This is a genomic window from Aliiglaciecola sp. 2_MG-2023 (genome assembly GCF_030548145.1).
In the GTDB taxonomy this organism is placed as follows: Bacteria; Pseudomonadota; Gammaproteobacteria; order Enterobacterales; family Alteromonadaceae; genus Aliiglaciecola; species Aliiglaciecola lipolytica_A.
Map to the genome: position 1 here is coordinate 101,684 of NZ_JAUORY010000013.1, position 17,902 is coordinate 119,585.

The 17,902-nt window shown below is 41.6% G+C and carries 19 protein-coding genes and 1 tRNA gene; 17 read left to right on the top strand and 3 right to left on the bottom strand.

Annotated features, from left to right (window positions below):
* Positions 1 to 323 precede the first annotated feature (323 nt).
* From Q4567_RS14105 to Q4567_RS14165, 13 genes are all read left to right on the top strand, one after another.
* Complete coding sequence (locus Q4567_RS14105; protein ID WP_303500811.1) at positions 324 to 1,922, top strand: anthranilate synthase component 1; 1,599 nt, start codon at positions 324 to 326, stop codon at positions 1,920 to 1,922.
* A complete protein-coding gene (locus tag Q4567_RS14110) occupies positions 1,919 to 2,521 on the top strand; it encodes an aminodeoxychorismate/anthranilate synthase component II (protein WP_216048473.1) in 603 nt (200 codons plus the stop codon). The genes Q4567_RS14105 and Q4567_RS14110 overlap by 4 nt, the downstream gene beginning before the upstream one ends.
* A 2-nt stretch (positions 2,522 to 2,523) precedes the next feature.
* Positions 2,524 to 3,552, top strand: a complete 1,029-nt coding sequence (gene trpD, locus Q4567_RS14115) for an anthranilate phosphoribosyltransferase (protein ID WP_216048472.1) — start codon at positions 2,524 to 2,526, stop codon at positions 3,550 to 3,552.
* Positions 3,553 to 4,935 (top strand): bifunctional indole-3-glycerol-phosphate synthase TrpC/phosphoribosylanthranilate isomerase TrpF, encoded by a 1,383-nt coding sequence (trpCF, locus tag Q4567_RS14120; protein ID WP_303500812.1) that lies wholly within the window; start codon positions 3,553 to 3,555, stop codon positions 4,933 to 4,935. It abuts the gene before it with no gap.
* 78 nt (positions 4,936 to 5,013) lie between these two features.
* Entirely contained in the window at positions 5,014 to 6,195 is a 1,182-nt protein-coding gene (trpB, locus tag Q4567_RS14125) for a tryptophan synthase subunit beta (RefSeq protein ID WP_216048470.1), read from the top strand.
* Positions 6,192 to 6,998 (top strand): tryptophan synthase subunit alpha, encoded by an 807-nt coding sequence (trpA, locus tag Q4567_RS14130; RefSeq protein ID WP_303500813.1) that lies wholly within the window; start codon positions 6,192 to 6,194, stop codon positions 6,996 to 6,998. Before trpB ends, trpA begins: the two co-directional genes overlap by 4 nt.
* Positions 6,999 to 7,023: 25 nt before the next feature.
* Positions 7,024 to 7,323, top strand: a complete 300-nt coding sequence (locus tag Q4567_RS14135; RefSeq protein ID WP_216048468.1) for a YciI family protein — start codon at positions 7,024 to 7,026, stop codon at positions 7,321 to 7,323.
* A gap of 10 nt (positions 7,324 to 7,333) precedes the next feature.
* The gene (gene arfB / locus Q4567_RS14140; protein ID WP_216048467.1) at positions 7,334 to 7,756 is read left to right on the top strand and encodes an alternative ribosome rescue aminoacyl-tRNA hydrolase ArfB; all 423 of its coding nucleotides are present in this window, start codon (positions 7,334 to 7,336) and stop codon (positions 7,754 to 7,756) included.
* A 164-nt stretch (positions 7,757 to 7,920) separates the two neighbouring features.
* Entirely contained in the window at positions 7,921 to 8,379 is a 459-nt protein-coding gene (locus Q4567_RS14145; RefSeq protein ID WP_216048466.1) for a hypothetical protein, read from the top strand.
* Between the two features lie 93 nt (positions 8,380 to 8,472).
* Entirely contained in the window at positions 8,473 to 8,982 is a 510-nt protein-coding gene (locus Q4567_RS14150; protein WP_303500814.1) for a glycine zipper 2TM domain-containing protein, read from the top strand.
* A gap of 49 nt (positions 8,983 to 9,031) precedes the next feature.
* Entirely contained in the window at positions 9,032 to 9,304 is a 273-nt protein-coding gene (locus tag Q4567_RS14155) for a PepSY domain-containing protein (protein ID WP_303500821.1), read from the top strand.
* Positions 9,304 to 9,978 carry a response regulator transcription factor gene (locus tag Q4567_RS14160; RefSeq protein WP_216048464.1) on the top strand — a complete coding sequence of 225 codons (675 nt, stop codon included), beginning with the start codon at positions 9,304 to 9,306 and terminating at the stop codon, positions 9,976 to 9,978. The genes Q4567_RS14155 and Q4567_RS14160 overlap by 1 nt, the downstream gene beginning before the upstream one ends.
* The gene (locus tag Q4567_RS14165; protein ID WP_216048463.1) at positions 9,975 to 11,300 is read left to right on the top strand and encodes an ATP-binding protein; all 1,326 of its coding nucleotides are present in this window, start codon (positions 9,975 to 9,977) and stop codon (positions 11,298 to 11,300) included. Before Q4567_RS14160 ends, Q4567_RS14165 begins: the two co-directional genes overlap by 4 nt.
* Here the strand turns inward: Q4567_RS14165 and Q4567_RS14170 are convergent.
* Entirely contained in the window at positions 11,281 to 12,354 is a 1,074-nt protein-coding gene (locus tag Q4567_RS14170) for an AI-2E family transporter (RefSeq protein WP_303500815.1), read from the bottom strand. The genes Q4567_RS14165 and Q4567_RS14170 overlap by 20 nt on opposite strands.
* A gap of 111 nt (positions 12,355 to 12,465) precedes the next feature.
* Between Q4567_RS14170 and folX the strand changes: the two genes are divergently transcribed.
* Positions 12,466 to 12,831, top strand: coding sequence for a dihydroneopterin triphosphate 2'-epimerase (folX, locus tag Q4567_RS14175; RefSeq protein WP_216048461.1), 366 nt, complete (start codon positions 12,466 to 12,468; stop codon positions 12,829 to 12,831).
* A gap of 86 nt (positions 12,832 to 12,917) precedes the next feature.
* Here folX and Q4567_RS14180 read toward each other — a convergent pair whose 3' ends face one another.
* Entirely contained in the window at positions 12,918 to 15,434 is a 2,517-nt protein-coding gene (locus Q4567_RS14180; protein WP_216048460.1) for an ABC transporter permease, read from the bottom strand.
* A gap of 2 nt (positions 15,435 to 15,436) precedes the next feature.
* Complete coding sequence (locus Q4567_RS14185; RefSeq protein WP_216048596.1) at positions 15,437 to 16,141, bottom strand: ABC transporter ATP-binding protein; 705 nt, start codon at positions 16,139 to 16,141, stop codon at positions 15,437 to 15,439.
* Positions 16,142 to 16,229: 88 nt separating this feature from the next.
* On the opposite strand from Q4567_RS14185, the gene Q4567_RS14190 reads away from it, so the two are divergent.
* From Q4567_RS14190 to Q4567_RS14200, 3 genes are all read left to right on the top strand, one after another.
* On the top strand, positions 16,230 to 16,820 hold the full coding sequence (locus Q4567_RS14190) for an arylesterase (RefSeq protein WP_216048595.1): 591 nt from the start codon (positions 16,230 to 16,232) through the stop codon (positions 16,818 to 16,820).
* Positions 16,821 to 16,944: 124 nt separating this feature from the next.
* A complete protein-coding gene (locus tag Q4567_RS14195; RefSeq protein WP_303500816.1) occupies positions 16,945 to 17,124 on the top strand; it encodes a hypothetical protein in 180 nt (59 codons plus the stop codon).
* A gap of 601 nt (positions 17,125 to 17,725) precedes the next feature.
* Positions 17,726 to 17,802 (top strand) — tRNA-Met (locus Q4567_RS14200).
* Positions 17,803 to 17,902: the final 100 nt, after the last annotated feature.

Here is a 17,902-nt window from a genome sequence, read left to right on the forward strand (position 1 = left end):
CTTCTATAAGGGTGATAGCGTTATTATATGTTAAACGCCACAAAATATTCAGGTTAAATGCCTTGGGAGTTGGATAAATTCTCAAAAAAAGTCAATAGACAGCCTTATTTTAAGGTTTAATTACAGTTTACAAAGTGAATTTAAACACATGACAAATACAATTCATTCCACAAATAGCAAAATCTGGTGGTGGCACATCCCTAACTAGCGGGCTGTGAGTGTTTGTGTGTGTAGCAAATAATTATTAAGAGGCCCGTTTATCGGGCCTTTTTCGTATCTGCCCGCAACGCGCTAAAATTAAAATCAAACTTGAGAAGTAAAACATGAGTTTAACTCAATTAAGTGAAAAACCCGGAATAGCCGAAACCATTGTTAAACATGGTCCCTATGTTGCTGACCCTCTCAGCGCCTATCAACAGTTGTGCAAAAGTAAAACCAATACGTTATTGCTTGAGTCGGCGGAGATTGACAGTAAGGATAACTTAAAGAGTTTAATCTTGTTGGATGCCGCATTAAAATTAACTTGCCATGGTCACACCGTGCTCATTCAAGGGTTAAATGAAAATGGTGCCTCTGTGTTACCGTTATTTGAACAGCACATACCTGCAGGCGTTGAAGTTGAAGTAGACTCGAATAACGCCGCCCTGAAATTAACGTTTTCGATACCCGATTCGAATCTTGACGAAGACACTCGATTAAAAGCACCGGCCGTATTTGATGCATTGCGATTAATTGTCAAAAATATTCATTGCTTGCGTGAACATCCTCAAAACTTATTTTTAGGCGGCGCATTCGCTTACGACCTTTTAGCCAGTTTTGAATCCCTACCCGAGGTGCCCGACAGCGAAAACACCTGCCCTGATTTTGTTTTTTACCTAGCCCAATCATTGCTCGTGATAGACCATCAATTACAAACCACTGAAGTCATTAGCACAGTATTTAGTGGCAAAAATGTAAGCAGTAGTTACTTTTCAGTCAGTCAACAACTAGAAGAAATCATCAGCCAATTAAAACAACTCAAACAACAACCCATGCAATCAACGCCTGTCGGTATTGAGATGAAGTTAGAGGTGGATAAGTCAGATGACGAATACAAACAGGATGTGTTAAATCTTAAAGAACATATTTTGGCTGGCGATATTTTCCAAGTTGTTCCTTCGCGCACGTTTAAATTACCTTGTCCTTCTCCCTATGCAGCTTATGCCAATCTAAAGAAACAAAACCCAAGTCCATACATGTTCTTTCTACAAGATGACGATTTTTGTATGTTTGGCGCTTCCCCCGAGTCGGCACTCAAATACGATAAACAGAGTAATCAAATTGAGATATATCCGATTGCAGGTACTCGCCCCAGAGGAAAACATGCTGATGGCAGTATCAATGTAGATTTGGATAGTCGAATTGAGCTTAATCTACGTGAAGACCAAAAAGAAAAAGCCGAACACCTAATGCTTGTTGATTTAGCCCGAAATGACGTAGCAAAAGTTTCCCAACCCGGTACCCGCTTCGTAAAAGATCTTTTAAAAGTAGATAGATATTCCCATGTAATGCATTTAGTCAGTCGTGTAGTCGGTCAATTACGAGATGACTTAGATGCACTGCATGCTTACGCCGCCTGCATGAATATGGGGACGCTAGTAGGTGCCCCTAAAGTCAGTGCAGCATCGCTTATCCGTGAAGTAGAGAAAAAACGCAGAGGAAGTTATGGCGGTGCAGTGGGTTATATCAATGGCAATGGCGACATGGATACTTGTATCGTAATTCGCTCCGCATTTGTCAAACACAATATTGCTTATATCCAGGCTGGCGCAGGCGTGGTGTACGACTCAGATCCACAATCTGAAGCAGACGAAACCAGAGGCAAAGCACAAGCGGTTATCACCGCGATTGTCAGTGCCCATGCAAAGGAGAATAATTTATGAGCCGTCCAATTAGTGTGTTTCTGCTGGATAATTATGATTCTTTTACCTACAACCTAGTAGATGAGTTACGTGGTATGGGAATGGAGCTGATTATTTATCGAAATTCAGTTTCTGCTCAAATGATCTATTCTCAAATGCAACAAAAAGCAGAAAATTCAGAAGTATTATTATTGTTATCACCCGGACCAGGAGAGCCATCACAAGCCGGTTGTTTACTCGAACTCATCGAGCTTGTTAAAGGTCAATTTCCAGTACTAGGAATTTGTTTAGGCCATCAAGCGATTGTTAAATCATACGGTGGAAAAGTGATTAGAGCTGAACAAGTTATGCACGGCAAAGCGTCATACATCCAGCATGACAACAGCGCACTCTTCTGTGGCCTAGCAAATCCACTGCCCGTGGCGCGATATCATTCATTGGTAGTCAGTGATATTCCAAAAGAACTAAATGTAATAGCTAACTTTGAAGGTATTCCCATGTGTGTGTATCATCCTGCCGACAGAATGTTGGGCTTCCAATTTCATCCTGAGTCGATTTTGACCTCTCATGGAAGTCAACTACTTGAACAAAGTATTCGTTATTTAACGCAAAAGGCATAAATATGACTATCAATACTCTTTCCCATTTGGAATCGTTATACCTAGGTCAGGATTTATCACAGCAAGATTGCGAAGCCTTATTTTCAATGGTAGTGAAAGGCGAGTTAAATGACATCGTGATTTCATCGATGTTAACCGCCCTTAAAATAAAGGGTGAAAAGCCAGCAGAAATTGCTGGTGCAGCGGCAGCGTTAATCAATAATGCAGCGCCCTTCCCTCGTCCCGATTATCCCTTTGCAGATATTGTAGGAACCGGAGGCGATGGTCACAACACCATCAACATTTCCTCAGCCGCCGCAATTGTGGCCGCTAGCTGTGGTGTAAAAGTGGCAAAACATGGCAATCGCAGTGTTTCCAGTAAATCCGGTTCCGCGGATCTATTTCGAGAATTCGGCATGGATCTTAGTATGAGTGCGCAGACTGCGAGAAACTGCTTAGATGATGCAAATTTATGTTTCTTGTTTGCACCAAATTATCATGCAGGAATTAAGTTTGCGATGCCTGTCAGAACCACCTTAAAAACCCGCACCCTGTTTAACTTACTCGGCCCGTTGGCCAACCCAGGCAAGCCGACACATATGATGATCGGGGTATACGCTCCTGAATGGGTCATGCCATTTGCCAAAACCCTAAAATTGTTGGGCTATGAGCATGCGCTGGTAGTGCATGGTAGTGGCTTAGATGAATTAGCCTTGCACGGTCCATCTCAAGTGGCTGAATTAAAAAATGGCGAGATTAACGAATACACATTAACGCCTGCTGATTTTGGTCTACAAGAGCACTCACTTGAAAGTATAAAAGGTGGAGAGCCTGAAGAGAATAAAGCACTAATAGAGGCGGTATTAACCGGTAAAGGACAGCTTGCCCACCAATCCGCGGTCGCGATGAACGCCGGCGCTTTGTTGAAGTTGACAGGTATCGCATCCACGTATGAACAAGGTGCGCAAATAGCGGTTGAGGCCATGCAATCCAAACAAGCATTAGACACCATTTTATCTGCCGCCAACACTAGTCAACAAGGAGCACAATAAGTGGCAAATGTATTAGAAAAAATAGTCGCCAATAAACGTGAAGAATTGGTGCAACGTAAATTAGATCTGCCGCTTTCATCATTTAAAGATAATTTGACTCCTTCAGATCGCAGTTTTTATCAAGCGTTATCTAAACCAAATGCAGGCTATGTGCTCGAATGTAAAAAGGCTTCACCATCGAAAGGTTTGATTCGCGATGATTTTAATCTCGATGAGATTATTGCAGCCTATGGTCCATATGCTGCGTGCATTTCAGTATTAACCGATGAAAAGTACTTTCAAGGTAAATTTGAATACCTAGAATATGTGCGCCAACGCGTTAGCCAACCGGTTTTAAATAAAGATTTTTTTGTAGACCCTTATCAAATATATTTGGCCCGTCATCACAATGCCGATGCTGTACTGCTTATGCTGTCGGTACTCAACGATGAAGAATATGCTCAACTTGCTGAGCTAGCTGAGCAATATCAACTTGATGTATTGACGGAAGTCAGTAACGAAGAAGAGGCTCATAGAGCCTTGGCTTTGGGGGCTAAAATTATTGGTATCAATAACCGTAATTTACGTGATTTAAGTACTGACTTAGCCACTACCGAAAAACTAGTTCCTCTAATAAAACAAAGTAAGCACGAATGTGTAGTGATATCTGAATCCGGTATTTATACCAATAAAGATGTGCGCCGACTGGCCCCATTAGTAGACGGATTTTTGGTCGGCAGTTCAGTGATGCAAGAACTCGACGTTATCAGTGCAGTTAAAAAACTACTTTTCGGTGAGGTTAAAATTTGCGGCATCACTAGAGTCGAAGATGCCCAAGTTATTGCCAGCTGTGGCGCAATCTATGGCGGCTTAATTTTCGCTGAAAAGTCGCCGCGCGCAATTACTCTGCAAAGCGCAAAACAAATTGTCGATTCGGTACCATTTCATTATGTGGGCGTTTTTGTTAACAACACTATCGACACCATTGTCGAATATGCCAATCAATTAAATTTAACTGCGGTACAATTGCACGGACAAGAAGATCAAACTTTTATTGATGCATTGCGTACTCAATTACAGCCCAATTGTGAAATTTGGAAAGCATTTGGGGTCACAAATAGCCTACCGTTTATGGATTTAGAGAACGTCGATAGGATTTTGTTAGATTGCAAAGTCGGCGAGCAATCCGGCGGCACAGGACAACAATTTGATTGGCAGTTGTTATCCCAATTGCCAGATAACAATAATGTCATATTAGCTGGCGGGCTGACTCCTCTAAACATTCAAGATGCCAGAGCAACTAACGTACTAGGGCTAGATGCAAATTCGGGGGTGGAATCCGCCCCAGGCATTAAAGATCAACAAAAAATTGCACAATTATTTGATCTGTTACGACGCTACTGAAGTTTAATCATGCAACGATTGCTAATAGCTTACAGACAAATAATAACGTTAAAACAAATATAGACATAAGAGAGCAACATGAATCACTTAGACAGTAAATTTGGCGAATACGGTGGTATGTATGTACCAGAGTTACTTATTCCCGCTTTAGATCAACTTGAACAAGCCTTTATAGATGCGCAAAATGATCCCAGCTTTGTGGAAGAATTTAACGGCTTGTTAAAAGACTACGCGGGCCGCCCAACAGCGATGACTCTTACTAAAAATCTAGTGAGTAACCCGAAAGTAAAACTGTATTTAAAACGCGAAGACTTATTACACGGTGGAGCCCATAAAACCAATCAAGTTTTGGGACAGGCAATATTAACCAAACGTATGGGCAAAACCGAAGTAATCGCTGAGACGGGTGCTGGCCAACACGGTGTGGCAACAGCTTTAGCCTGCGCGCTTATGGGCTTAAAAGCACGTATTTATATGGGTGCCAAAGACGTAGAGCGTCAAGCACCAAATGTGTTTCGTATGCGCCTAATGGGTGCCGAAGTCATCCCCGTCAATGCCGGTTCAGGTACTCTTAAAGATGCGGTAAATGAAGCGATGCGTGATTGGTCAGCCACCTATGACAAGGCCCACTATCTACTTGGTACGGCTGCCGGACCTCATCCTTTCCCGACTATCGTACGTGAATTTCATCGAATGATTGGTGAAGAAACCCGTGCGCAGATCATGGAAAAAGAAGGACGCTTACCCGATGCCGTTGTGGCTTGCGTAGGTGGTGGTTCAAATGCCATAGGTATGTTTGCTGATTTCATTGATGAACCTAGTGTGAGTTTAATTGGTGTAGAGCCTGCGGGCAAAGGCATTCACACACCGGATCACGGTGCCGCTATCTGCACAGGTAGTAAAGGTGTGTTACATGGTGCATACAGTTACATTATGCAAGATAACGACGGCCAGATTGAAGAATCCTATTCAGTTTCTGCTGGTTTAGATTACCCTGCAGTGGGTCCTCAGCATGCTTATTTACACGACATAGGTCGAGCACAGTATGCGGCAGTTACCGATGACGAAGCATTAAACGCGTTCCAATTACTTGCTCGCAAAGAAGGGATTATTCCGGCGCTTGAGTCTTCACACGCCCTTGCCCATGCCCTCAATATGGCAGATGAAGCAGAAGAGGAAACTATCATAGTGGTGAATCTATCTGGTCGAGGTGATAAAGACTTAGCCCACGTTTACAATATTTTGGGAGAACAAAAATGAGCCGTTACGACAACATGTTTGAACGCCTGAATAAAGCTAACCAAGGCGCATTTGTCCCCTTCGTAATGCTTGGGGATCCAGATAAACAAACCTCATTTAATATCATTAAAACATTAGTAGAAAGCGGTGCCGATGCGTTGGAATTAGGTATTCCCTATTCAGATCCCATCGCAGATGGCCCTACGATTCAAAAAGCCAGTATTCGCGCCTTGGAGAATAAAATAACGCCATCAGATTGTTTTGATGTGATTAAACAAATTCGCGATATTTTTCCAGAGGTGCCAATTGGACTGCTGCTGTATAGCAACCTTGTCATTAAAAAAGGCTTAACTGAATTTTATCAGGCGGCTAACACTGCGGGAGTAGATTCGATTCTAATTGCCGATGTTCCCCTGCGCGAAGCACAGCGATTTATAGACGTAGCGGAAAGCAATAATATCAATCAAATTCTCATCGCGCCGCCAAATGCGAGTGACGAAACCTTAGCCGAAATTGGTCGTAAGTCGTCTGGCTATACTTATTTACTTGGTAGAGCTGGTGTAACGGGTGCAGAGACAGCCGCGACTATTCCCGCCGACGAATTAATTGCTAAACTAACTCAATACCAAGTCGCTCCTCCCTTGTTAGGTTTTGGAATATCAAAACCAGCACAAGTAACTGAAGCGATAACGGCAGGCGCAGCAGGCGCCATTTCCGGTTCAGCTACGGTGAACATTATCGAACAAAACCTCGATAATCCGAGTAAAATGCTAGAACAACTTGCAAGCTTTGTCTGTGAGATGAAAGCGGCTACCCATAAATAACTAATTTGATAAGAAGGATAATTCAATGTTGTATGTCATTTACGCAGAGGACGTAGCCAATAGTCTACCTTTAAGACTGAGTGTGCGCCCTGCTCACCTAGAAAGATTGGAGTCACTTAAACAACAAGGACGTTTGGTCATTGCCGGTCCTTGTCCGGCAATTGATAGCCCAACTCCTGGTGAAGCAGGATTTACCGGTTCGGTGATCATTGCTGAATTTGATAGTTTGTCTGATGCTCAACAATGGGCAGATAGCGATCCGTACATTGGAGCCGGAGTTTTCAAAAGTGTAGTCGTGAAACCATTTTCACAAACCTTACCTTAGGCAGATAATCATGGCACTAATAAGCATAACCGAACACCTCAGCATATCTGACGATCAGTTTGAAATGAATGCTATTCGTGCCCAAGGCGCTGGCGGACAAAATGTGAATAAAGTCTCCAGCGCAATCCACCTTCGTTTTGATGTTAACGCCTCTACTTTGCCTGAGTTTTACAAAACAAGTTTGCTCAATAGTAACGACAGCCGGATAACCAATGACGGCATTCTGGTGATAAAAGCTCAAAACTACCGCACGCAGGAACAAAACCGCGAAGATGCCGTTACTCGTTTAATCGAAATTATTAAAAAAGCCGGCGAAAAACCCAAACCTAGACGGGCGACTAAACCCACAAAGTCATCCCAAGTTCGCCGAGTAGAAAGTAAGAAAAAAGCTGGAAAAACCAAATCTCTGCGAAAAAAAGTCGACTTCGATTAACGATAAAAGCCTGCGTTCCAATTCTTAGCCAACCTCTTTCTTATCTACTTAACTGCGGCCATTATGAAAGCTGTTATGTGAAAAAGGATTAGACACTTGGCTACATCGCAGCACTCAAGCTTATGAATTACTAGCCGATACCCTGAGTAACGAAGGGGTGGTGAATGAAAAACACACATAAGTTTACGATTAAATTGATCAAAAGAGCTTTTTTGCTGGCTGTGATCATGTTGAGTATTTCTGCTTGTAATCAACTCTTCTCAATGAAAATTGTTCGATTTGCCGATAAAGACAGCTATCAAGCTGACCCAAAAACGTTGGAAAGTGTGGATAGAACGTTTTACACCGCTTTGCATTTAGGAGACTGGGACTATCAAGGTTCGAATGCGTCTTTTGGAGAAGTCAGAGCGTTCATCAAAATTCCCCAAAAACTAGATTTAGCCAAAGGCGTTCAAGAACAGTATATACAACGAATTATTTGCCCTAGCGCTGATAACTTAGACCTTTGGTACAAATTGAAAAACATAGATTTGGAAATACACATCTACACTAACAATAGAAACAGTACGATTTCAGCTACCTGCGTTAATCCATTGCACAACAGAAACCTACAATCCGTTTAAACCCCAATGCTTAACTAACCGATAAGGTTTAGTTCAGTTATAGTTCAGTTAGTCTCTCCTATTATGAACCTAAGATTTCAAAGGAGAGACAAAATGTTAAATCTAAAAAACATCTCAATTGCCACATTACTTTTCGGTTTTTCTGCTGGTCAAGCGTTAGCCGATACCCGTTATGATTATGCAAAAGTAGTTCGGGTCGATCCGGTATATCAATACTCGACGGTAAAACAACCCATACAGCAGTGTTACCCTGTTGAACGAACAGTTCGCTACAGCAACGATCATCGTCAGCGCACAAACTCAACAATTGCCGGCGCAGTAATTGGTGGTGTGATTGGAAATGTGATTGGCGACAACCGCAGGAGCACAGTAACAGGCGCCATTATCGGCGGCGCAATTGGTAATAGCGTGCAAGGGCTGCAATACAGCACTCGAGTGACCCAACATTGTGAGACCGTATATGAGCCTGCAAAAAAAGTAAGAAAAATCAAAGGTTATAACGTAAAATATCGTTATCAAGGTGCAGCCTATGAAACCTTTATGCATTCGCGCCCAGGTAATACAGTGAAAGTAAAAGTGAAGGTATCACCAGTAAGACATTAAACTATTTGTAATCATAAAAACGCCAACAAATCAGGAACCCATTTTGATTGTGCACATCAGAGGTAAATTGATTTTCTTGTTAATGACCCTTGCTCTTTGCTTCGGCGGGCAAGTGTCAGCCCAAGAAACATCAAAAGACAACATTGATAAAGCCCAAGCTGCAAATAGAGTGCTGCAAAAGGTTAACGGTCGAGTATTGCGTGTTAACCAAAGTAAAAATACCTATAAGGTCAAAGTTTTACAGAAAAATGGGCGTGTGGTCACTGTAGATGTCGATAAACGTTCAGGTAAGATAACCAAACAACGTAGTAGAGATAAATAATGCGTATTCTTGTGGTGGAAGATGACAGTAGACTGTTAACCCAATTAGATCAGTTATTACAACAACATGGTTATAGTGTCGATTTAGCCGATGATGGTGCCAAAGCCAGCTATTTGTTAGCTGAACACCCATACGATTTGGCCATAGTCGATATAGGTCTACCTGTAATTGACGGATTTGATGTTATAAAAAATGCGCGTAAAAACGATGTCACCTGCCCTATACTCATTTTGACAGCGCGGGATCGTTGGCAGGAAAAAGTAGAAGGTTTAGATGCTGGAGCAGATGATTATCTTACTAAACCTTTTCACAATGAAGAACTACTCGCCCGAGCAAAAGCGCTGATTCGTAGATCCTCAGGACAAGCCAATCCGCTTATTGAAAAAGGTCCTATAACACTCGACACCACAGCCGAAGAAGTCGCTGTAAACGGGCAATCCTTAGAGCTCACGGCTTATGAATACAAAGTGTTGGAGTACCTTTTGCTCAATCCACAAAAAATAGTTTCTAAAACGGAATTGACTGAACACATATATGATCAAGATTTTGATTTAGACAGTAACGTGATAGAAGTGTTTGTCGGGCGTTTACGTAAGAAACTAGATCCAGAAAATAATTATAAACCAATTGAAACCCTGCGCGGACGCGGCTACCGAATCAATCGAGAATTATGATCAGGTTATCGTTGCGCCTCAGAAGTTTTGCGGCCGCCTTGCTGGCACTGCTACTTTTCATTCCTTTAGGTGCAATGACCTTAGAACAAGCCTATACGGATAGTCTCAGTCAATCTATGCTCGAACAATTGCGGGTGCAAAGTCTCACCCTTATTTCTGAATTTGAAATGGTAGACGGTGAGCCTGAAATGCCTGAACAACTGTTTAATGACAAGCTCAACATTCCTGGCTCTGGATTGTATGCATTTATTAAAATAAACGATGATGTTGTGTGGCAGTCTTTATCCACTTTAAACTGGTCAGAGCAACCTCAGTTAGACGCTCCAATTATTGGTAAAGAAATATTTTTAGCTGAATTTAGTTTGGACGCTGATTATTTCCTGTATTCCTATACCGCTGAGTTTGAAGGTAATGTAGATTTTGAGCCTGTCAGCTTTTTTATTGTGCAAGATAAACTCACCTTTGAAAAAGAGCGGGATGCCTTTTCCAATACCCTTTGGTATTGGCTGGGCTTTTTAGCCTTGTTACTTTTGATCGTATTAATAGCCAGTTTAAATATGGCCTTGAGCCCAATAAACACATTGATTGGTCAAATCAAAAAGACCGAGGAAGGTGATATAGAACGCTTACAACAAACCTACCCGCCTGAATTGGAAAAACTAAAACGCAGTATCAATCACCTGCTCGATACCGAACAGCAGCAACGTAGTCGCTATAAAAATAGTCTTAGCGATCTAGCCCATAGCTTAAAAACCCCTTTAGCTGTGCTTGCCGGTAACCCGAATCTGCCCAGCTCAGCCAATGAACCTTTATCACAAATAAATAATATTATTCAACGCCAATTAAAACGTGCCGTTGCCGGTGCTGGCAGTGGCTGGGATCAGGCAGTTTCGGTATTGCCGATTGTTCAAAAACTACAATCAGCAATGGCTAAAGTGCATGCTGATAAAGATTTATCGATTAGCTTACAAATAGCAGAGAATTGCCAGTTCAAAGGTGACCAAACTGATTTAATGGAATTACTCGGAAATTTAATGGATAACGCCTGTAAAGCGGCAAAGTCTAAAGTCAAAGTGTCTGCACAACAAACCAATAAATTGTTGCGCATTACCGTGGAAGATGACGGCAACGGCATTGAGCCGCAACATCGCCAAGAATTATTGCACCGAGGAAAACGCTTAGACAGTTATCAAGAAGGTCAAGGTATTGGTATGGCGGTGGTAACCGATTTAATCTCTGCTTACCACGGTAAAATGGAAATTACTGACTCCACACTAGGTGGAGCCAAAATTGAAATGACCTTTACTCGGATGCCTGATTGAGCTCAGCTTCATCTTCTTTTTCATCTGGAATATCTTCACTATCGAGCAAGACCGCTATCCACTGACTATCTTGATTGGACTCTAATGCTATTTTTACGATCATAGTCAAAGGCACCGATAACAGCATGCCCACAGTGCCTAATAACCATCCCCAGAAAATTAACGATAAAAACACTACTAAAGTGGATAAGCCTAAGCCTCTGCCTAAAAATTTCGGTTCAACTACATTACCCATAACAGTGTTGGTGACCACATATCCAATGGCGGTGAGTCCAGCCACACCAGGGCCCAATTGTACAAATGCCAGCAATACCGCTGGGACAGCCGCAATAATCGACCCAATGTTTGGAATGTAATTCAATAGAAACGCTAACACCGCCCATAACATAAAGTGATCTAGGCCTAAGAAATATAACCAAAGGCCAATCACCACGCCAGTGCCTATGCTGACGATGGTTTTTATTACTAAATAATTTTTAACCGACACTAAAAACTTATCTATTTGCTGAATCTTCATGGATGGATCATCCAGCGCAATATGCACTTTCTTAGGCACCGAATCAGCTTCAAAAAGCATAAACACGACAGTTAAAATAATTAATAAAAAGTTAGTCAGTACACTGCCAAAACTGGTGAGTATATTAGTGGCCATACTCATGGCGATGCCGGGATCTAAATAAGACACGAGCAAATCACTGTTTACTTCAATATTAAACAGAGTTTCAAGCTTGCTGGTTATCCATACTAGCTCATCACTTAATTGTTGTTTGTATTGGGGAATATTTTCACGAAATTCGGCCATGGAGTTACCCACTAAACCTGCTAACATAAATCCAAATATCACAATTAACAGTATAACTAGTATCACTGATAACCAACGAGGAACCTTGTATTTAGAAGCCCAATGGATAATTGGATGACACGCCATCGCTATAAAAATAGATAAAAGAAAAGGAACTACGATTGTACTGGCTGCTTTAATACCAGCTAATATAATAACAATACAGGCTAACACTAATATTGCTTTAATCGCAGTGGGCGACTTAGTTTCCATATAAATTCACATTGGATTATTTGATGTTGGTCCACAAACTAGCAGATAATAGACCTATTGAAAACACAACGATTAAACAACATTTCGCGAATTTTAAGGAAGTGACAATAAATGAAGCTGAATCCAGCCACTATCAGAATTAAAAACCTCAGGTTACGCACTTACATTGGTATTAATGAAGATGAAATAGTGAACAAACAAGACGTTATCGTTAATGTGAAAATTCATTACAACGCCGAGCAAGCAACAGACTCAGATGATATGGAAGATGCATTAAATTATAAAATCATTACCAAACGAATTATCAAACTGGTAGAAGACAACCGTTTTTCACTGCTGGAAAAGCTAACATCAGACGTATTGGAAATTGCCGCAGAACATCCTTGGGTAATTTATGCTGAAGCCGAAGTAGATAAGCCCCATGCACTACGTTTCTCAGACTCAGTATCACTGTGCCTATCATGTACTAAAGGGTAATTCTGTTCACTCCAGATTGAAGCAAATAAAATCAGAAAAAGGGCGAATCGCCCTTTTTAATGATTATTTTGAATAGCTTTAATTGCTTAAACCATTTTCCGCAATAACTGACTGGTATTTAAGGTTAATAACCTCCAGCATCCTGCAGCACCTAACAAGCCTACAGTGGCCGCACCAACAACTGGAGCAATAATCCAATATTCGAAATGTAGTTTTCCCTGCATTTCAAAAATTTGTGACTGCAATAAATATAAGGTGAGTTCATTGGCAAAGGCTGCCATCAACCCCGCCACTGCACCAATAATTAAAAACTCATAAATAACACTGGCACGGATCAAGCTGCCTTTGGCCCCTAGCGTACGTAAAATGGCCAACTCTTGCTGGCGCTCATCCATGCTCGCCTGAACTTGCGCAATTAATACCAAAGAACCGGCAATCAACACTAACACTAGAATAAACTCAACCGCCACAGAGACTTGATCAACAATGGCTCTTAATTGATTAATTCTTGCGTCTACATCAAATAAGGTGACACTGGAAAATGGCTGCATTAGCTGCGCTATTTTCGATTTTTGCTCTGTTGGAACATGAAAGCTAGTGATGTAAGTGGGTAGAAATGCCTGCATGGCTTCAGGCTGCAATACAAAAAAGAAATTGGGTTGCATGGTCTGCCAATTGACACTGCGAAGACTGGTTACTTTCACGCTAATCACTTCACTACCAATATTAAATGTTAGTTTGTCATCTAACTTAATATTTAATCTTGACGCTAACCTCTGCTCTACAGATACCCCATATTCATCTCCGGTTTGCCATTCGTCTAACCACTTTCCAGCAACAATTTTGTTTTCATTTTGGAGTTGATTACTCCAAGTTAAATTAGCCTCTCGCCCTAGTCCGTTGCGGCCACTATCTTGTTTATCTTCATCTTCTTTAGTGATCTCAGTTCGTATTTTTTCGTCGTTAATCGACACAAACCTAGCCCTAACGACCGGATAAAAAACATCGGTTTTAACACCTAACTGTTCGAAATGTTGATTTAATGCAGGACGTTGCTGCTCAGTAATATTTGACATGAAATAGTTAGGAGTGCCTTGCGGTAGCTGGTCGCGCCACTGCGAGACCATGTCGTTACGCATAACCAAAACCACAAGTAACAACATAATAGTGACCGAAAAACTAATCAGCTGCACACTGTTATCCATAGCCCGTCTTTTGATTCTCGCCCAAGCTAATTGCCACGCCCCCATTTTACCTTGACCTAACTTTCTGCCAACCGCGATCAAACCATAAGTGATGGCTAACAACGCACAGACTAAAACGATACCGGAAACAAACAGGATTAAGCTAATTTGCAAGTTTTGGCTATAGGCCCACATCAATATCAATATGGCTGAACCCGTGGCCGCAAACTGCAGAACTCTGGAACTCATCCCAGCACCTAAATCACGTCTGAGTACACGCAAAGGCGGAACCGAGAACAATTTTAACAAGGGATAAAGTGAAAACAGAACCGCACAAATCATTCCGGTAAAAACAGCAATGACCAATGGACGCCAATGCCATACGTCGATGGAAACACTGACTTTATCGGCAATCGCCAAAATGACTAATTGTTGAATGATAAAACCGACGACCGTCCCCACTAAGATACCCAACAAGGTGATAAAAGATATTTGATATAAATAAACCCGTTGTACTAATTGTTTACTCGCACCCAGGGTTTTCATGATCGCAACGGGATCATAATGACGTTGGCTATAACGTTGAGCAGCAACGGCAATAGACACTGCCGCCAATACAATTGCTAACAAACTGGCAAGTAAAAAGTATTGCTCAGCTCTGCCTACAGAACGCCCAAGTTGCGAGTCGTCATCTTCTACCGATTGCCAAGAGTGAATTTCTCGATTTAATTGAGGTCGCAGCCAATCATAATAATCATCTAAGTCACCGCTATCCCCTACGAAAAAGTAGGTGTAATCAATTCGACTACCTGGGCCAGTAATATGAGTTGCAGCCAAATCGTTAAGGCTTATCAATACCTTCGGATTACCACCAAACACACTAAACCCAGAATCCGGCACATCCGTAATGACTCGGGTTAAAGTGAACTCCTTATCTCCCACCTCAATTTTATCACCAAGCTTTAAACCGAGTTTCTGTAACAACAGTGACTCCGCCCAAGCTTCGCCAGAAGCCGGTAAATTTTTAGTCACCTGACCCAAACCAAAGGGCTCTGTTGAGGTTTTTAACTCACCTTTTAAGGGATAACCGTCATCTGCAGCGCGTAAGCTGGTTAAAGTCATTTGCTCGTTACCAAATACCATGGAGCGGGCATACACTTGCTGGGTGGTTTGCAAGCCTAATTCTTTTGCTTTTGCAATCCAGTTAGGATCAACGGGTTTATCTGACTCTAACAGCCTGTCAGCGGCAATAAACTCGGCAGATTTAGCCGTCAGAGCACCTTGAAGTCGTTCACTGAATAATGAGAGTGACAAAACCGCTGCCACAGACAAAACAATCGCAAACAAAATAATCGTGAGTTCGCCACGTTTAGCTTCGTGCTTGAATAAACGCCAAGCCAAATTAAAACCATATTTCATGTTTAACTAGCCTGCTGTTGTTGGTCTGATTGTGAATCGGATGAGGTAACCTCAGTTAACACACCCGCTTGCATACTCAACTGACGCTGACACTGTTTCGCCAATACGGGATCATGGGTAACAAGCACTAAAGTAGTGTCTGAGTCTCTATTTAACTCGAACAACAAAGACTCTACTTTTTCACTATTAGCGGCATCCAAATTACCGGTTGGTTCATCCGCAAATAAAATTTTAGGTTTAGTGATAAAGGCACGTGCTATCGCTACACGTTGTTGCTCACCACCTGACAATTGATTGGGATAGTGATTGCCACGATGTCCCAAGCCAACCTGTTCAAGAATTTGTTGACCAAGCTGTTTGGCATTATCTAAACCCGCTATTTCAGCCGGAAGCATAATATTTTCCAATGCGGTTAAGCTTTGCACCAACATAAAACTTTGAAATATAAATCCAACTTTTTCGCCCCGTAGCCTAGCACGCTGTTCTTCATCCATAGAATGCAAAGGCGCACCAGCCAAGAAGATCTCACCTTCGGTTACCTGATCCAGACCCGCTAACAAACTCAGCAGTGTAGACTTACCGGAACCCGACGCACCAATAATGGCAACCGACTCACCAGCCTTGACTTTAAAACTAATTGGTTGAAGGATCTGAAGTTCACCTTCGCTCGTACTTACTACTTTGGTGATTCGTTTAGTTTCTATCATTACATTTGGAGTTGTTGTCATAGTGCACTTATGGTTTAAAAGAGACAGAAATCGTCTGTTTATTGTTGGGTTAATAGTTATACTTTTACTGAGTATTTCAGATCACTTGCAAGCTCAACAAGCTGACGATCCACAATCGGTAAAAATACTGATTCTAGGAGATAGCTTAAGCGCTGCTTATGGGCTAACGCAAGAACAAGGTTGGGTTAGTTTGTTACAAAATGCATGGCAAAACCAAGGCATAAACGTTGTAAACGCCGCAATAAGCGGTGAAACGACAGACGGTGCTTTAGCTCGGCTTCCCAGATTACTCGATCAACACTCCCCTACCCATTTATACATTGAATTGGGTGGTAATGACGGATTGCAAGGTCACCCAGTGAAAAAAATGCAGGCCAACATTCAACAGATGATTGATATGGCTCAACAGCAAGGGCTTTCGGTAATTTTACAGCAAATGCAGATACCCACTAATTACGGTCGCAGATATAACCAAATGTTCACCGGCATGTTCACTGAGCTATCCGTTGAAAATGAGATTCCTTTAATCCCGTTCTTTTTACAGGAAATTGCCTTAGACAAATCACTAATGCAAAAAGATGGCATCCACCCTAATTTGCAAGCGCAACCGATGATCGCGAATTTTATGCAACAACAATTAGAACAATGGATTGACTAAATGTAAGCATATTAGCTTGTTATAGGCGCTGTGCGATTGACAGAGTTGTTTATTTCACAATAGTGCATGCTGTTATTTTTTGTACTATATTTACCAATAGTTATCAGCAACGAGGATTATTAAAATGGAAGTAGGTTCTTCATCTAGCAGTTCATCTGCCCAAGCAGCTCCGCAGCAACAAGCTCGTCAGGTTGAAACTCAACAACGTCAAGCCGAGCTTGAATCACCGTCTCAATCATCTTCGACTCAAAACAGTCCTACACCTGACTCACGTGTAGGTTCAGTTATTAATACCCAAGCTTAATCGGTATTAACATAGCTAGTTTCGTCTAAACAGGCGATCAATTTTAAAAAACCGAGCCATTAGTGCTCGGTTTTTTTATCGCTGTACACAATATACAGAAGGTAACTTCTCTATCGGTCTTTTCAATTGATAACTATTTTTAGTCTGCCGTCCTTTATATAGGAGTTTTATGACGAGACGATATTCTTAATAGATAACACTTCATTTGGTTTATATACCTAGCTGGTAATTGGTTGTCAGGCCATGGGCAATTATCATTTGTTCACCTAATGACCGTTGCATCTGCCAAATCACAGCTAAAATGCGTATAGCAGTGCGACAAATGACTGCTAAAACATGCAATCAATCTAAAAAAAAACGTTTTTTATGTTTTTATTTTCAATTTAATGCAAAGTTTCTATCCTTCAAAAATCGAATTAAACAGTACTAAATTAAAAAAGATTCAATACATTTGTACAAATAAGTGTCATGTTGTAGATTTTTTAACTGGCTTTGCTTAGATATCGAGCAATCAAACAATTCTGTTAAAAAAAGGGTTGACGACCTTATGCCTTATCAGCATAATACGCGCCACTCCAAAGCGGAGTACCCAAAGATAGATGGCTACGTAGCTCAGCTGGTTAGAGCACATCACTCATAATGATGGGGTCGCAGGTTCGAGTCCCGCCGTAGCCACCAAGTCTTGTTTTAGAACAAGCATGTGCGGAAGTGGTGGAATTGGTAGACACGCTGGATTTAGGTTCCAGTGCTTCACGGCGTGAGAGTTCAAGTCTCTCCT

What these genes read in the sequence shown, in the direction of transcription:
- Q4567_RS14105 (WP_303500811.1), top strand. Translation starts at nt 324, where the DNA reads ATGAGTTTAACTCAATTAAGTGAAAAACCCGGAATAGCCGAAACCATT.
- Q4567_RS14180 (WP_216048460.1), bottom strand. Translation starts at nt 15,434, where the DNA reads ATGAAATATGGTTTTAATTTGGCTTGGCGTTTATTCAAGCACGAAGCT.
- Q4567_RS14170 (WP_303500815.1), bottom strand. Translation starts at nt 12,354, where the DNA reads ATGGAAACTAAGTCGCCCACTGCGATTAAAGCAATATTAGTGTTAGCC.
- Q4567_RS14195 (WP_303500816.1), top strand. Translation starts at nt 16,945, where the DNA reads ATGGAAGTAGGTTCTTCATCTAGCAGTTCATCTGCCCAAGCAGCTCCG.
- trpB (WP_216048470.1), top strand. Translation starts at nt 5,014, where the DNA reads ATGAATCACTTAGACAGTAAATTTGGCGAATACGGTGGTATGTATGTA.
- Q4567_RS14150 (WP_303500814.1), top strand. Translation starts at nt 8,473, where the DNA reads ATGTTAAATCTAAAAAACATCTCAATTGCCACATTACTTTTCGGTTTT.
- trpA (WP_303500813.1), top strand. Translation starts at nt 6,192, where the DNA reads ATGAGCCGTTACGACAACATGTTTGAACGCCTGAATAAAGCTAACCAA.
- Q4567_RS14185 (WP_216048596.1), bottom strand. Translation starts at nt 16,141, where the DNA reads ATGATAGAAACTAAACGAATCACCAAAGTAGTAAGTACGAGCGAAGGT.
- trpD (WP_216048472.1), top strand. Translation starts at nt 2,524, where the DNA reads ATGACTATCAATACTCTTTCCCATTTGGAATCGTTATACCTAGGTCAG.
- Q4567_RS14165 (WP_216048463.1), top strand. Translation starts at nt 9,975, where the DNA reads ATGATCAGGTTATCGTTGCGCCTCAGAAGTTTTGCGGCCGCCTTGCTG.
- folX (WP_216048461.1), top strand. Translation starts at nt 12,466, where the DNA reads ATGAAGCTGAATCCAGCCACTATCAGAATTAAAAACCTCAGGTTACGC.
- arfB (WP_216048467.1), top strand. Translation starts at nt 7,334, where the DNA reads ATGGCACTAATAAGCATAACCGAACACCTCAGCATATCTGACGATCAG.
- Q4567_RS14110 (WP_216048473.1), top strand. Translation starts at nt 1,919, where the DNA reads ATGAGCCGTCCAATTAGTGTGTTTCTGCTGGATAATTATGATTCTTTT.
- Q4567_RS14135 (WP_216048468.1), top strand. Translation starts at nt 7,024, where the DNA reads ATGTTGTATGTCATTTACGCAGAGGACGTAGCCAATAGTCTACCTTTA.
- Q4567_RS14145 (WP_216048466.1), top strand. Translation starts at nt 7,921, where the DNA reads ATGAAAAACACACATAAGTTTACGATTAAATTGATCAAAAGAGCTTTT.
- Q4567_RS14160 (WP_216048464.1), top strand. Translation starts at nt 9,304, where the DNA reads ATGCGTATTCTTGTGGTGGAAGATGACAGTAGACTGTTAACCCAATTA.